Here is a 10,999-nt window from a genome sequence, read left to right on the forward strand (position 1 = left end):
CTTCCCCTCCCTCAGCCATGAGGGAGGGTTTTTCTCGTTACACCCACCTCTACGACGAGCAGTGGAAACAGGCCGCGTTCGACCTGTTTTCGGCGGCCAACAACCCGAAGCCCGAGGCGGGCAAGAACGGGGCTCGAGGGCAAGAGGGCCACAGCACCGCAACAGCACCGCGCTCGAGGCGGTTTTATGCCCGCATAGATGGGCCGAATCAGCCCTGGCTCGAGCAGCAAGGAGAGGCAACACAAGGGCGCTCGAGGTTACTCGAGCGCCCCTAGGTTTACCGATTTTAGTAGGTTATGCCTTGTAACTCGCTCCCATCCAGGAATGCACGAGGAATCCCCATGCGTGGGCAGTGTATCGCAACATGCCCGTCCTCCCCGATCCAGATGTGAGGGCGCAAATCTTCAATCGTGCCCAAGTGCGAGCTATCCTCTAGATGCACCTCTATATCTAGTTGCCTCTCAGGCTCTAGAGTAACCTCGGTCAGCCAAGGTTCAAAAATCACGGTAACGCTTCTTCCTGACGTGTTGCGTGTGGCGAAAGCCTGTTTTGCTGGGCTTTGGTTATCCATGTATCCTCTTATCCTCTTGAATCGCCGCCCATGAACTCACCTCTTCGCAGAGGCTCAAAGGGGGTAGGGACTGTACTAGTGGTCATAGCCCGAGGCTCCCCGACTGATCAAACCCATCAAGCCCTCTTTTGCTTGCCGTAGCTCTCTATATCGAGATATGAACACCCTGTGATACCACTCTTATCTAAGAGCTGTCTCAAGCTGTCCCTTACCAAGACGATTTGAGGTAAGTTTGCGTCACGGAAGATCGGCAAGTTTGCAACGTCGAAGAGCTTCGAGATTTTTAGGCCCTTAACCTTGCCGGACGGTGTAATGTTGCTCTTGCTCCTGTCAAAAGCGTCGGCCTGCTCAAGGAGATGGAACCAGTAGTACTTGACTCGTAGCACCTCCCCTGTTGCGCGGTTGACGACCTTTACTGGGAAAGCCTCGTGTTTTACTCCCGTCTCCTTCAATAGCTGAATGAGCCGCTCTGAGTAGATGCCATCGCCCGTATCGGTGACATGATTGTCTAGCAGGTGTGTGGTAGGGTTTACAGAAAATGCGAGGGCAGGGAAGTCCGGGCCGATCGGTTCGGCCCTCCAAAGCCGATTCCATACGAATTCATGAAAACTTTCCGGCAGATCCACTGCCTGTGCCACGTCGGCCTCCTCCTGCAGCTCGTCGTACGAACTCTCAAAGATGAAGTACATGCCAACCTCCCAGGGTCAGGGACGATTTATCGGGACACCCCCTCCAAGTCTTACGATGTCGTCAGTAAGCTTGCGTGAAACGTCGTCCAGTGCCTTTGCAGCCTGTTGCGGGGCCCACCCCTCTCTAGCAGCACGGGCGGAGAGGTCGTTCAGCAACCCCCTCACATATTGGTTGTACACAGCGTGTCTTGCACTCCAGCCATTATGGACGGGAAGTTCATCCAAGATGCTCTGGGCGGCAGCCCTAGGGAGGAATATGCCATTGAACCCACCGTCGATGTCCCATCCAGCGCCTTGTGCAAGTCGAACGATCGGGGTGTTCCTAAGGCTCTCAGGGATTATGTGGTGTGGCTAGTATCCAGGACCAGGGTCGAAACCGAATCGCTGCGCCAAAGTCCTCTTGAGAGCAACAGTTATGCACCAGCCACTGCCCCTGGCCCACGTGGAAGGTGTCGGCGGTGGCGATGTCCAGCACAGTGCCAGGTTGCCGATGCCCAGGAGGAAGACGCTGGTCAAAATCCACAGGCCGCTGACCCCCCTGTGAGCAAGGGTGCCGGAGGGGAGTGAGCCGGGGGAGCAGGTCGGGTGAGGCATGATTACGGGTTCCTTGGGGTCAAGATGGTTGCTCCTACGTTCAGGGCTTTACAAGTTCCACATCGCCCTGCTTTACGGCGACGAAAGTAATTGGATTCCCTTCACTATCAGTAAAATCTACTTCATATGCCTCATCTCCGTAAACATCAACTATCACTCCCTCATCACCAATCTTCAGGCCATATTTCCCATAGGCATCGCTAATTAGACGAACCAGTGCAAATGGAGGCAATGGCTGGGTACTCATTTCGGCCACCCTCCCATCGGCGTAATCAATCGAAGAGAGCCATCAGGCTCGATCATCCAACCCGAGATTAGATTGGACGATTTTCCTGTTGCCTCTCCTTTGCCAGGGATAGTGATTTCAATGCTGATCCGTTGACCATACTTGTCCTGTACCCCTAGCGTATAGTCTCCGGCTTTATACTTTTCCAACGCTTGCTCCTCGTAAATACGCATTAGTTTCTCAGCGTCATCTTTACTATACCCAAGACCTTCATAAATCACGTGTTTGCCCTTACTCTTTTCGGAATTGAGCACGTAGTCCGTAAATTTTCTGGGGTCAATGGTAATATTGCAGTTATGCACCAGCCACTGCCCCTGGCCCACGTGGAAGGTGTCGGCGACCGCGACCGTGGGGTTCACCCTACAGGTCTACATCCACCTCTACGACCAGCAGCGGCGGGAGGCCGCCATCAACATTGGAAATCTGAACGACCTACCCCAAAACCAAGAAGAGGAACCAGAAGAGCGGCAGCACCGAGCTGGCACCGCTGCAAAGAAAATAGGGTGGTCAAGTCTGACTTGACCACCCTAAAAACTTGACTTGTCGGCCTATAAGCCAGCCTTGAATTCTCTGTACATCTCAAGGGCAAACTTGGTTGATCCCGTACCTTGACCACCAAGGCTTCTTAGGGCTTCCTTTTCGTCAACGCCGAGTTTTACAGCAAGCCAAGCCTTGAAAAGTTGGTAGCGCTTAACTTCACGGAAATAGAAGTTTCCTTCGAGTTCTGCATGGCCCTTCACGAACCCAGCTTCCCAGCCTTCCAGAAATGCGATGGCCTCTTGGTATGTTCCCTCTAAGGTATACATACCCGGCCTCTCCATCACGGCTTCAAAGAGATCAACTATCCTGATGCTGGTCTCCGGCCTTACTTCTTCCACGGGAAAGCCTCCAAAAGTTGCTCATAGGTGTAAGTCTTGTCGCCGTAGTAGAAAGTGGTTTTCGCTCGGAACTCAGGGGTGAATGATACTACCTGTAACTCCCAGTTGGTCGAACCCCCCACCACACCGAACTGAGGATTGCGAATCAACTCGCCGATATTATTCATGTCAGTAAGGTTAAACTTGATCTGTTTAGCATCGGTCATTGACTTAACCAAAATCGTCCATGAACGTTTCGCTTGTAGGATTCAGCCCTAAATCAGCAAACGTCTTCGCACCTTGTTGATTGGCAAAGTTTTGCAGACCTCTAGCCTGTAGACCAAAAGCCACCGTCTCACAGTTATGCACCAGCCACTGTCCCTCACCCACATAGAAGGTGTCAGCGACCGCGACGTCCAGATTGTACATCTGGCGGGTCTCTAGGGTGTTCCGCACCATCGTTACGGTGCTGGTCGTCCCTCCACCTGGCGCACCTTGCCTCCGGGTTCAGGCTCTCAGCGTCTACCCAGCTCTGCGGAAGGTCGTAGCCCTCGGGCCCAGGGAGCTAGCTGTTGTCTGCGTTCTTCGCCGGTTGATGCATAGATCAGGTCTTGGGGTCATAAGGAGTTGGTTCGTACAGCTCAGGAGGCTGGGAGAAGCCATTTCTAAAGAACCACAGCCGCCCGCAGTTCGGGCACTCGAGCAGTACCTTCATACGCTTCTGTAGCGCAAAACTATCCTGTCCTGAATCGTTCCATTCAAACCAGTCCTTCTGAGAAACAATTTCCCATTCATAAGGGCACGGGACGCTCCCAGAATCGATTAGGTAGTCACACGTACACAGAAGGCCAGCCATTACCTTCCCCCTTTCACAAACACTATTAGGGGGCCACGAACATCCACTCCTCGTCGCTCACGTCGCTGGGATAGCGTTTGCGGCTCATCCCCTAGGCCCGGCCCTAGAGCCCAAAACACGTTCTAGGGTATTAGCCTCGAGATCAACCGCGCAACCTCGGTACCAGAATCACCAAAATCAACCTCGACGCCTTTCGGGTTGAACTCCCTCATGGTAGAGGCATATAAACCGCCTTCAAGCTCCTCAATGTAGGCTTGTGCGTACAAAGAACGTATCTTCACGATGGTTCTGCTATCAAAGTGGCTTTTGCTAATGTAGAGGTTTCGCAACGCTTTGCTTCTAGGGTCTTTGGCCAAATCTGGAGGTGACTCAAGCGGCCACTCCACCGAGATCGCGCCGTATGCAGGTCTCAGCAAATCCACTAAATTAAGGAACCGTCGGTACACCTTACGCCCCGCGCTGTGCGCCTTTTGCCTGTACACTTCAGAGTTGGGAACCGGAATCCGAGAGAGGGAGAAAACGTCACCGGAAGTAAGTATGGTCACAGCGGGAATACTCCGTCCGGTTGCTTCATCCGAAATACTCTCATATGTAACGATAGCGCACTCCTCAGGGTACACATCACTGACATTGTTCATTACTACCTCAAGAAGGCAGAAATCTTCAGAGTTTAGTTGAGAGATAAGGTCGTCAAGGTCTGTGACTTTTACCTCTTGACCTCGGTATATACGCGCCAAGGGAATACAACCACCAGGCTGTTTTGCCGGTTTCTCGTAACCACGTCCTATCCCCTGAAAGGACGCATTGGAACTCAACAAAGCTTGACGAGCGCTAGCAGTGCATTCTCGGCTGAGACGTCTGGAATAAAAAAGCTTATGTGCAACAGCTCACCTGTCGGTTCTGTCATGTTACTTCCCCAGGAGGTGCCGGATCGCCCGTAGCTGGTCCTTATTTGGTGTGAACGCTGTAGCCAATTCCCCGGCCCGATCGCCGCTCTTGTAAAACTGGACCGCGAGGTATTTTCCGTCAATATATGCGAGATGCAGTCTCGTCGCGTCTGATCCTGTACTCCAATCAACTACATCCTTACTGTTGCTTGCACGCTCCAGCAGTTTTTGCCATTGGGGAAGATATTTTTCGGTGAAATTTCCCGCATCAGCGCCTGTTGGTTTCTGCATTCCCCACCATTCGTAAGCATGCCGATAAAACGAGTGTTGAAGGCCAACAGTACCTTCCCTTCTATTTTTCCACCGCAGTTATGCACTAGCCACTGCCCCTGGCCCACGTAGAAGGTGTCGGCGGTGGCGACGTCCAGCCTGGGATTCCGGTGGACCTCGAGCTATCAACATGGTTACTTCCACACTTCTTTTTATGAACTAAACCCAAATGTGTAGATTTCTTCACCGTGCGGAGCAAGGCTTATTAGACTGACATGGCTTCTTTTCAGGATATACCTTCACATAAATTGGCGAATCTTCCAGAAAATCCATTTGGATACTTTCGAAGATTCTTGTATAGGTTTGGCAAAAATTTGTTGTCGCCAATATACTTTGCGAACTCGGCCAGCCATGAAAAACCTCGCTCAATAGATAACCCGCATACACCCTCGACTATTTCTTGCTGACCAAGTATAAGCGTAACATCATCATGAGTAACTAAAATGGCAATTTGCTCGGTATCTGTGACTATAAGACCATTGCATAACGTAAACAGCTCCCGGATCACAGCTTTTTCAGATTCACCCATGCTGTGCAAACCCTCAATCTTAAATTCGAGCATTTGATTGGGTTCATGGAGTTGCGGTTGTAAATTAATGGGTTTATCTGGTAGATCTCGTAACTCACTCAAGCCGTAATCGTGATGCGATTCGAAAAAGATACTTGAGACACCCAGATCAGCACTCCTTCTGATTAGCCGATCAACACATTCAGGCACCAAATCAATCGTCTCTGTTACTACAGCGACCCAATCTGGCCTTACCGGAACAATGCAAACATCCCCCCATAGGAATCCAAGCTTCTTCCGATAAAAGGGAATATCAGTTCTTCTAACGAGCATGGCATCGCCCTCCTACTTGTAACGAACTTTGTATTTTATCTTGCCATCTACATGATGTTCGATGGTAGGAGGCCCCCATTTTGATCCGGATCGGACAATGATAAAGCTTCCATCAGGCGCCTTAAACATATAGCCTTCATACTCGCTATTAGCTAAAGGCCTTATGTCAGACGGATCAACACCCAATCTATCAGCTAGATCCTTGAAATCATCAAGGGCAATACCGTAATCACCAGCTTTGTCACCTTGGCGTACGGCGGATGGTCCGCGTTCCGCAAGGGGCTTTACACCCGGAATCCATCGATCTAGTAGGCTTGTGCATGGCGCACTGTTGTGAACCAGCCACTGCCCCTGGCCCACGTGGAAGGTGTCAGCGACCGCGACGTCGAGGTTGTACATCCGGCGCACCTCCACCGCCGTCCGCCGCAACCCCGCCGTGCGGCAGGCGTACCGACGGCTGCTGGAAGGCGGTAAGCCCAAGAAGTGCGCGCTTGTGGCCTGCGCACGCAAGCTACTGGTGGTTCTGAACAGCCTTCTAGCCACGGACACTCCCTGGGCCCACCGCATTAAGCTTCCTTAGGTAACCGGGCGGCATGGTTGCTTCTATGTCGCAACACCTCAATCCCAAAACTTCACACCCCCGCTACTTATGAACCGAAGCAGGAATTCCTCGAAATCAGTTCCTACAAGCGGCCAGCTAGCTCTACCGTCTAGCGGTAGGCAAACGTAGGCTCTACCGTCAGCAGTGACAACAACCTTTTCCAGATCGCCCAGGAACTCAGCCACTATGAGGTCGCCATCTCTAAATTCTGTCGGGCGGTTCTTCCTTTCGAATTCAGTGACCTCAATGCAAGCATAAGGCGGCAAAGTCACCAACCCCCACTGCCCGTATTCCGTGTCCTCGAACAAGCGGAGGACGCCTACCTGATTCCAGAACTCAATCAGCTCGGGCCTAAAGCCGAAAGACCTGTCTTGCGTACCCGGAGTCCTACTCAGTGGAAAGCGGACACACCTCAAGGGGGTCGGTGACGCCACACCCCTCTGAACTATGCGCCTGGGCTCGCTGCCAAAGTCCCTCAAGAATTCCAAAACCCTTGCGTATGGCGTGCTCATTTGTATCCCTGCCACCAGGGGTTTAAGAGCTGCTGGTGAATGTCGCGTCTCACAGGCACCAGATTCCCGAAGTCGTTGGTTCCCCCGTATTCACGCGGTCTTATGTGATGGATGTCGTACTTATCCCACCCACCTTCTGGTTTGGGAAAACCTCTTCTGTGCCACTCAGCTATCAACTCCGCGCGCTCCATATTTGTCCAAGGCACCCTCTGCTCTTTGGGAACCCAGGTTAAGCTTTCGCCAACAGGCGGAAAAGCAATGGGTCGATTGGTGCGCGGATCGTAAATGACAGGGTAGGGCACCCCGTTGGCATTAAGGACATTGTTGCAGTTGTGAACCAGCCACCGCCCCTCGCCCACGTAATACGTGTGAGCGACATCAACAGTGAGATTGTACATCGGATGCGGGCCGACTGGATGCTGTCCAGCACACGCGGAGGTGTAAAAACGAGGGCAATTTTCGGGTGGCTACAGCACCGCCCTAGCACCGCACTCGAGTGGAAGTTTTAGTCAGCGGGACGTGCCGAATCGGTCTCGAGCTGCACCCATCAGGCACAGCCGTAGCACCGCAGTAGCGATATTTGGCAAAAACAGGGGGTGCTCGAGTCGAACTCGAGCACCCAAACATCCATACAGATAGAGGCTGATAAGCCCAATCCTGCTCATCCACGACGTTGCAGTATTACCTCCTTGAGGTTTCCTGACAATCCCGAGTCTTCGTCTAGGTGAAAGTGGGCTCCAGCACGTCGTTCTCGAAGAATGCTTAGCTGGCGAATCAGGCTCTCGAGCGCTAAGTCATTCAAGCTGACAGTAAGGACGCGGCTCTGATCGTCAAGATGAAACTCTAGGTCAAAGATTTCGGGGTTTTGCATGAATGTCCTCGCTACGGCTTGTTCGAGAAAATGATGTGTTTGTTGTCCATTACCTGCCAGGTCACCTTCCCGTCCGGTCGAACAACTTTTGTGACCAGCTCGAAGTTGGCATGGGGCTGCATTCCGTGCCCTTGGATGTCATCATCAGTAATCCGAACACGCCCATAAACATCCTTACCATTCACCTGACCGATAGGCGCGTCAGACATGTACATTCCACTTCTAAGTACACTCACGATAGACTTTTACAGTGGGAAACTTTCGGTACATTGAGTTGAGCCAAGAAGAGGATGAACAACTGCGGGCTATCGAGCAAAGCCCCCACATGAACAAGAAGGTGAGGCTGCGCAGTCAGATGATTCGGTTGTCGAACCAGCGTTGGGAGATGAGCCGGATTGCCGGGTATGTCGGATGCCACGTGCGGACGGTTGGCGCAGCGCTGAATGCCTGGGTAAGCCGGAAGTTCGAGGGACTGGCGGATCGTCCCCAGAAAGGCAATCGGCGCAAACTCCACGCAGAGGCCTTGCAGTTTATGCGGGATAAGCTGGCGGAAGACCGCTGTTGGAATGCGCGGCAGTTGACGGAAGCCATCGCCCTGGAGTTTGGCATCCAGGTAGACGAGGAGAGCGTGCGACGCAACCTCCGGCAACTGGGTTACGCCTGGAAACGGGATCGCTACGTCGTGGCCGGTCAGCCCGACCCCCAGTTGCTGCGACAGGCTGAAGCGGCGCTCGACACCCTGAAAAGGGGGCGCTCGAAGGTCGGGTCATTCTGAAGTATCTGGACGAGAGTGGGTTTGGCCTGACCTTACCGATAGGCTATAGCTGGACGCTCAAGGGGCAGCCGCACCAGCGCCGGGTTCCCCGATACTTTGGCGGCGCCGGGCGGATCAATCTCATCGGCGCCTGGTCGTACGCTGGGAGGCACGGGCAGTATGCAGTACTGGAAGGTAGATGTACGAAAGAAGCGGTACTGGCTTTTCTTGAGAAGCAGGCCCAACAAGCCAGCCAGCAAAACAAGCTCACGGTCATGGTGCTGGACAATGCCAGCTTCCACAAAGCCAAGCTGATCCAGGCTCGGCTGGCAACCTGGCAAGCGCAAAACCTCTATCTACGCTTCTTGCCTCCCTACAGCCCTCAGCTCAACCTCATCGAGACCTTTTGGAGAAAGCTCAAAGCCTACCTTCTGCCCCGCCGCCATTACGCTAGCCTCTCCCACCTCAAGCAAGCCCTGTTGCAAGCCTTGGACCTACTGGGGGCTGTGGAGGTAAAAATCTAATGGGGAAATACTTACCTGCCGGAATCTGCTTGCCGCCAAGGATTTTCGACCCAAGGAACAAGGTGTTTTCAACACTTAAGCTGTCTCCATCCGTTAGAGCGTTGAAAAGCTTCAGGTCACCGCAGTTGTGAACCAGCCACTGCCCCTCGCCCACATAGAAGGTGTCAGCGACCGCGACGTCCAGATTGTACATCTGGCGGGTCTCTAGGGTGTTCTGCACCCGTGTCACGCTGCCTGTGGTGCCGTCGGCCTGGCGTACCTTGTCCCCCGGCTTCAGCTCCCCCGCCCCCACCCAGGGCATACCCAGGTCCTCGTGGCCCTCCGGCGCGGGGCGGTTGGTGCCGTCCACGTTCTTCACGAGGTAGAAGGGGTGGCCAAAGGTGGTGGTCAGGGTCTCGGTGAGGCCGGTCTCGTCGTCCCTCAGCGTCAGGTAGGTGACCCGCTTCTCGGTCGTGCCTGGGGTGATGGGCTCGAGCACTGGCTGGTATTCGTCGTTGAACGAACCGAAGCTGATATTAGGTGGCTTCCTTCGGGTCCTGGGTCTTCCCGCCCTCGGGTTTCGGCCTCGGTTCTGACGGGTATCTTGGCTTTTGGGTACAGTAGGGTGAATGGCGATCATCGCGACCCCCCAACAGCTCAGGCAGATCTACCCCCAGCCGCGCGAACGCTCGCTCAAAAAACAGCTCGCCCGCCTGGACCCCTACGCCCGGCGCTTCCTCGAGCTATCCCCCTTCTGCGTGCTGTGCACCCAAAGCCTGGATGGCCGCGCCGACGCTTCCCCCAAGGGCGACGCGCCGGGCTTCGTGCGGGTGGAGGACGACACCCACCTGCTGATCCCCGACTGGCCCGGCAACAACCGCCTGGACTCCTTCAGCAACCTGCTCTCCAACCCCGCCGTCGGCCTGTTGTTCCTGGTGCCGGGGATTGACGAGTCGCTGCGGGTCAACGGCAGGGGAGAACTGCGGGACGACCTCGAGCTGCGCCAGCTCTTCGCGCGGGGGGAGCGGCTGCCCCTCACGGTGCTGCGGGTGGAGGTCGAGGAGGTTTTCCTGCACTGCGCCAAGGCCCTGATGCGATCCAAGCTGTGGAGCGGGGAATACCGCGTCGAGCGTAGCCTGTTGCCCTCGATGGGGGAGATGATCAAGGCCCAGACCGGTTCCGCCGATCCCGCCGAAACCCAGGAGCAGATGCTCGAGCGCTACCACAAGACCCTGTACTGATGAGAGCCAAACTCTTCCTCACCTTCCAGCAGGTCGGCGCCGACCTCTTCGCCGCCCGCATGGCCTCGGCCACCTCGGGCAATTTCTCGGCGCGGGACAAGGACGGGCTGTGGATCACCCGCAGCGGCGTCCAGAAGGCCCACCTCACCGCCGACGACCTCATGCTCCTGCCCTTCGAGCCCGACCCCGAAAAGGACCGGGGCTCTTCCATCGAGCGGGTGATCCACCGCGCCATCTACCGCCACACCGACGCCGTGGCCGTGGTCCACGCCCACCCCCGCCACGCCATCGCCCTGTCCTTCCACCTCGACGCCATCGAGCCCATCGACCTCGAGGGCCGCTACTACTTCGGGACCATCCCGGTGCTTTCCCCCGCGACCACCTCCGCCACCGAGGAGGCCGCCGAGGCCGTGGCCGAGGCCCTCAAGACCCACAAGGCCTGCGTGTTGCGGGGCCACGGGGCCTTCGTCAAGGGGGTGGAGGAGAGCGCGGAGAAGTCGCTGCTCAAGGCCTACTCGCTGATGACCAGCCTCGAGGAGGCCTGCGAGGTGGTGTTCTTGGAGCGCCTGTGGCGGTCGTTGCCCCGAGGCTGATTCGCCGCGGCAA

General features: G+C 55.1%; 19 protein-coding genes. 5 read left to right on the top strand and 14 right to left on the bottom strand.

Going from position 1 to position 10,999, the window contains the following annotated elements:
* The first annotated feature begins 17 nt into the window (after window positions 1-17).
* Window positions 18-275: a hypothetical protein gene (locus MEICH_RS28620; RefSeq protein WP_157202713.1), complete on the top strand. Its 258-nt coding sequence runs from the start codon at window positions 18-20 to the stop codon at window positions 273-275.
* Between the two features lie 412 nt (window positions 276-687).
* Here the strand turns inward: MEICH_RS28620 and MEICH_RS0110465 are convergent, their stop codons facing one another.
* From MEICH_RS0110465 to MEICH_RS28660, 13 genes are all read right to left on the bottom strand, one after another.
* Window positions 688-1,260 carry an imm11 family protein gene (locus tag MEICH_RS0110465; protein WP_027892574.1) on the bottom strand — a complete coding sequence of 191 codons (573 nt, stop codon included), beginning with the start codon at window positions 1,258-1,260 and terminating at the stop codon, window positions 688-690.
* A 15-nt stretch (window positions 1,261-1,275) separates the two neighbouring features.
* On the bottom strand, window positions 1,276-1,602 hold the full coding sequence (locus MEICH_RS30690) for an AHH domain-containing protein (RefSeq protein ID WP_084542267.1): 327 nt from the start codon (window positions 1,600-1,602) through the stop codon (window positions 1,276-1,278).
* A gap of 292 nt (window positions 1,603-1,894) precedes the next feature.
* Window positions 1,895-2,101: a DUF4926 domain-containing protein gene (locus MEICH_RS27990; RefSeq protein ID WP_084542268.1), complete on the bottom strand. Its 207-nt coding sequence runs from the start codon at window positions 2,099-2,101 to the stop codon at window positions 1,895-1,897.
* Window positions 2,098-2,499, bottom strand: coding sequence for a DUF6883 domain-containing protein (locus tag MEICH_RS28625; RefSeq protein WP_157202714.1), 402 nt, complete (start codon window positions 2,497-2,499; stop codon window positions 2,098-2,100). Before MEICH_RS28625 ends, MEICH_RS27990 begins: the two co-directional genes overlap by 4 nt.
* Window positions 2,500-2,688: 189 nt before the next feature.
* On the bottom strand, window positions 2,689-3,018 hold the full coding sequence (locus MEICH_RS28630; protein WP_157202715.1) for a hypothetical protein: 330 nt from the start codon (window positions 3,016-3,018) through the stop codon (window positions 2,689-2,691).
* Window positions 3,006-3,185: a hypothetical protein gene (locus MEICH_RS0110470; protein ID WP_157202716.1), complete on the bottom strand. Its 180-nt coding sequence runs from the start codon at window positions 3,183-3,185 to the stop codon at window positions 3,006-3,008. Before MEICH_RS0110470 ends, MEICH_RS28630 begins: the two co-directional genes overlap by 13 nt.
* Window positions 3,186-3,228: 43 nt before the next feature.
* Complete coding sequence (locus MEICH_RS28635) at window positions 3,229-3,426, bottom strand: hypothetical protein (RefSeq protein ID WP_157202717.1); 198 nt, start codon at window positions 3,424-3,426, stop codon at window positions 3,229-3,231.
* Window positions 3,427-3,975: 549 nt separating this feature from the next.
* Entirely contained in the window at window positions 3,976-4,491 is a 516-nt protein-coding gene (locus MEICH_RS28640; RefSeq protein WP_157202718.1) for a hypothetical protein, read from the bottom strand.
* Window positions 4,492-5,296: 805 nt separating this feature from the next.
* Window positions 5,297-5,911 (bottom strand): hypothetical protein, encoded by a 615-nt coding sequence (locus MEICH_RS28645; protein WP_157202719.1) that lies wholly within the window; start codon window positions 5,909-5,911, stop codon window positions 5,297-5,299.
* A 12-nt stretch (window positions 5,912-5,923) separates the two neighbouring features.
* Window positions 5,924-6,310: a hypothetical protein gene (locus MEICH_RS28650; RefSeq protein ID WP_157202720.1), complete on the bottom strand. Its 387-nt coding sequence runs from the start codon at window positions 6,308-6,310 to the stop codon at window positions 5,924-5,926.
* Window positions 6,311-6,529: 219 nt separating this feature from the next.
* A complete protein-coding gene (locus MEICH_RS28655) occupies window positions 6,530-7,024 on the bottom strand; it encodes a hypothetical protein (protein ID WP_157202721.1) in 495 nt (164 codons plus the stop codon).
* On the bottom strand, window positions 7,021-7,422 hold the full coding sequence (locus tag MEICH_RS30695) for an HNH endonuclease signature motif containing protein (RefSeq protein ID WP_084542269.1): 402 nt from the start codon (window positions 7,420-7,422) through the stop codon (window positions 7,021-7,023). Before MEICH_RS30695 ends, MEICH_RS28655 begins: the two co-directional genes overlap by 4 nt.
* Window positions 7,423-7,906: 484 nt before the next feature.
* On the bottom strand, window positions 7,907-8,104 hold the full coding sequence (locus MEICH_RS28660; RefSeq protein ID WP_157202722.1) for a hypothetical protein: 198 nt from the start codon (window positions 8,102-8,104) through the stop codon (window positions 7,907-7,909).
* 116 nt (window positions 8,105-8,220) lie between these two features.
* Between MEICH_RS28660 and MEICH_RS24580 the strand changes: the two genes are divergently transcribed.
* Both MEICH_RS24580 and MEICH_RS30700 read left to right on the top strand, forming a co-directional pair.
* Window positions 8,221-8,670 (top strand): helix-turn-helix domain-containing protein, encoded by a 450-nt coding sequence (locus tag MEICH_RS24580; protein WP_157202566.1) that lies wholly within the window; start codon window positions 8,221-8,223, stop codon window positions 8,668-8,670.
* A 38-nt stretch (window positions 8,671-8,708) separates the two neighbouring features.
* Entirely contained in the window at window positions 8,709-9,173 is a 465-nt protein-coding gene (locus MEICH_RS30700) for an IS630 family transposase (RefSeq protein WP_245587659.1), read from the top strand.
* On the opposite strand, the gene MEICH_RS28665 is transcribed toward MEICH_RS30700, so the two are convergent.
* Window positions 9,115-9,792: a hypothetical protein gene (locus tag MEICH_RS28665; protein ID WP_157202723.1), complete on the bottom strand. Its 678-nt coding sequence runs from the start codon at window positions 9,790-9,792 to the stop codon at window positions 9,115-9,117. The two genes, MEICH_RS30700 and MEICH_RS28665, sit on opposite strands and share 59 nt — an antisense overlap.
* Between MEICH_RS28665 and MEICH_RS0110485 the strand changes: the two genes are divergently transcribed.
* Window positions 9,782-10,393, top strand: a complete 612-nt coding sequence (locus tag MEICH_RS0110485) for a pyridoxamine 5'-phosphate oxidase family protein (RefSeq protein WP_027892577.1) — start codon at window positions 9,782-9,784, stop codon at window positions 10,391-10,393. The two genes, MEICH_RS28665 and MEICH_RS0110485, sit on opposite strands and share 11 nt — an antisense overlap.
* Window positions 10,393-10,986, top strand: coding sequence for a class II aldolase/adducin family protein (locus tag MEICH_RS0110490; RefSeq protein WP_027892578.1), 594 nt, complete (start codon window positions 10,393-10,395; stop codon window positions 10,984-10,986). Before MEICH_RS0110485 ends, MEICH_RS0110490 begins: the two co-directional genes overlap by 1 nt.
* Window positions 10,987-10,999: the final 13 nt, after the last annotated feature.

Source organism: Calidithermus chliarophilus DSM 9957 (genome assembly GCF_000430045.1).
GTDB classification, from domain to species: domain Bacteria; phylum Deinococcota; class Deinococci; order Deinococcales; family Thermaceae; genus Calidithermus; species Calidithermus chliarophilus.

Excerpts from the sequence above, each read along its gene's own strand:
- MEICH_RS28620 (WP_157202713.1), top strand. The coding sequence starts at position 18 with ATGAGGGAGGGTTTTTCTCGTTACACCCACCTCTACGACGAGCAGTGG.
- MEICH_RS0110465 (WP_027892574.1), bottom strand. The coding sequence starts at position 1,260 with ATGTACTTCATCTTTGAGAGTTCGTACGACGAGCTGCAGGAGGAGGCC.
- MEICH_RS27990 (WP_084542268.1), bottom strand. The coding sequence starts at position 2,101 with ATGAGTACCCAGCCATTGCCTCCATTTGCACTGGTTCGTCTAATTAGC.
- MEICH_RS0110470 (WP_157202716.1), bottom strand. The coding sequence starts at position 3,185 with ATGAATAATATCGGCGAGTTGATTCGCAATCCTCAGTTCGGTGTGGTG.
- MEICH_RS28635 (WP_157202717.1), bottom strand. The coding sequence starts at position 3,426 with ATGTACAATCTGGACGTCGCGGTCGCTGACACCTTCTATGTGGGTGAG.
- MEICH_RS28640 (WP_157202718.1), bottom strand. The coding sequence starts at position 4,491 with ATGAACAATGTCAGTGATGTGTACCCTGAGGAGTGCGCTATCGTTACA.
- MEICH_RS28645 (WP_157202719.1), bottom strand. The coding sequence starts at position 5,911 with ATGCTCGTTAGAAGAACTGATATTCCCTTTTATCGGAAGAAGCTTGGA.
- MEICH_RS28650 (WP_157202720.1), bottom strand. The coding sequence starts at position 6,310 with ATGTACAACCTCGACGTCGCGGTCGCTGACACCTTCCACGTGGGCCAG.
- MEICH_RS28655 (WP_157202721.1), bottom strand. The coding sequence starts at position 7,024 with ATGAGCACGCCATACGCAAGGGTTTTGGAATTCTTGAGGGACTTTGGC.
- MEICH_RS30695 (WP_084542269.1), bottom strand. The coding sequence starts at position 7,422 with ATGTACAATCTCACTGTTGATGTCGCTCACACGTATTACGTGGGCGAG.
- MEICH_RS28660 (WP_157202722.1), bottom strand. The coding sequence starts at position 8,104 with ATGTCTGACGCGCCTATCGGTCAGGTGAATGGTAAGGATGTTTATGGG.
- MEICH_RS24580 (WP_157202566.1), top strand. The coding sequence starts at position 8,221 with ATGAACAAGAAGGTGAGGCTGCGCAGTCAGATGATTCGGTTGTCGAAC.
- MEICH_RS0110485 (WP_027892577.1), top strand. The coding sequence starts at position 9,782 with ATGGCGATCATCGCGACCCCCCAACAGCTCAGGCAGATCTACCCCCAG.
- MEICH_RS28665 (WP_157202723.1), bottom strand. The coding sequence starts at position 9,792 with ATGATCGCCATTCACCCTACTGTACCCAAAAGCCAAGATACCCGTCAG.
- MEICH_RS0110490 (WP_027892578.1), top strand. The coding sequence starts at position 10,393 with ATGAGAGCCAAACTCTTCCTCACCTTCCAGCAGGTCGGCGCCGACCTC.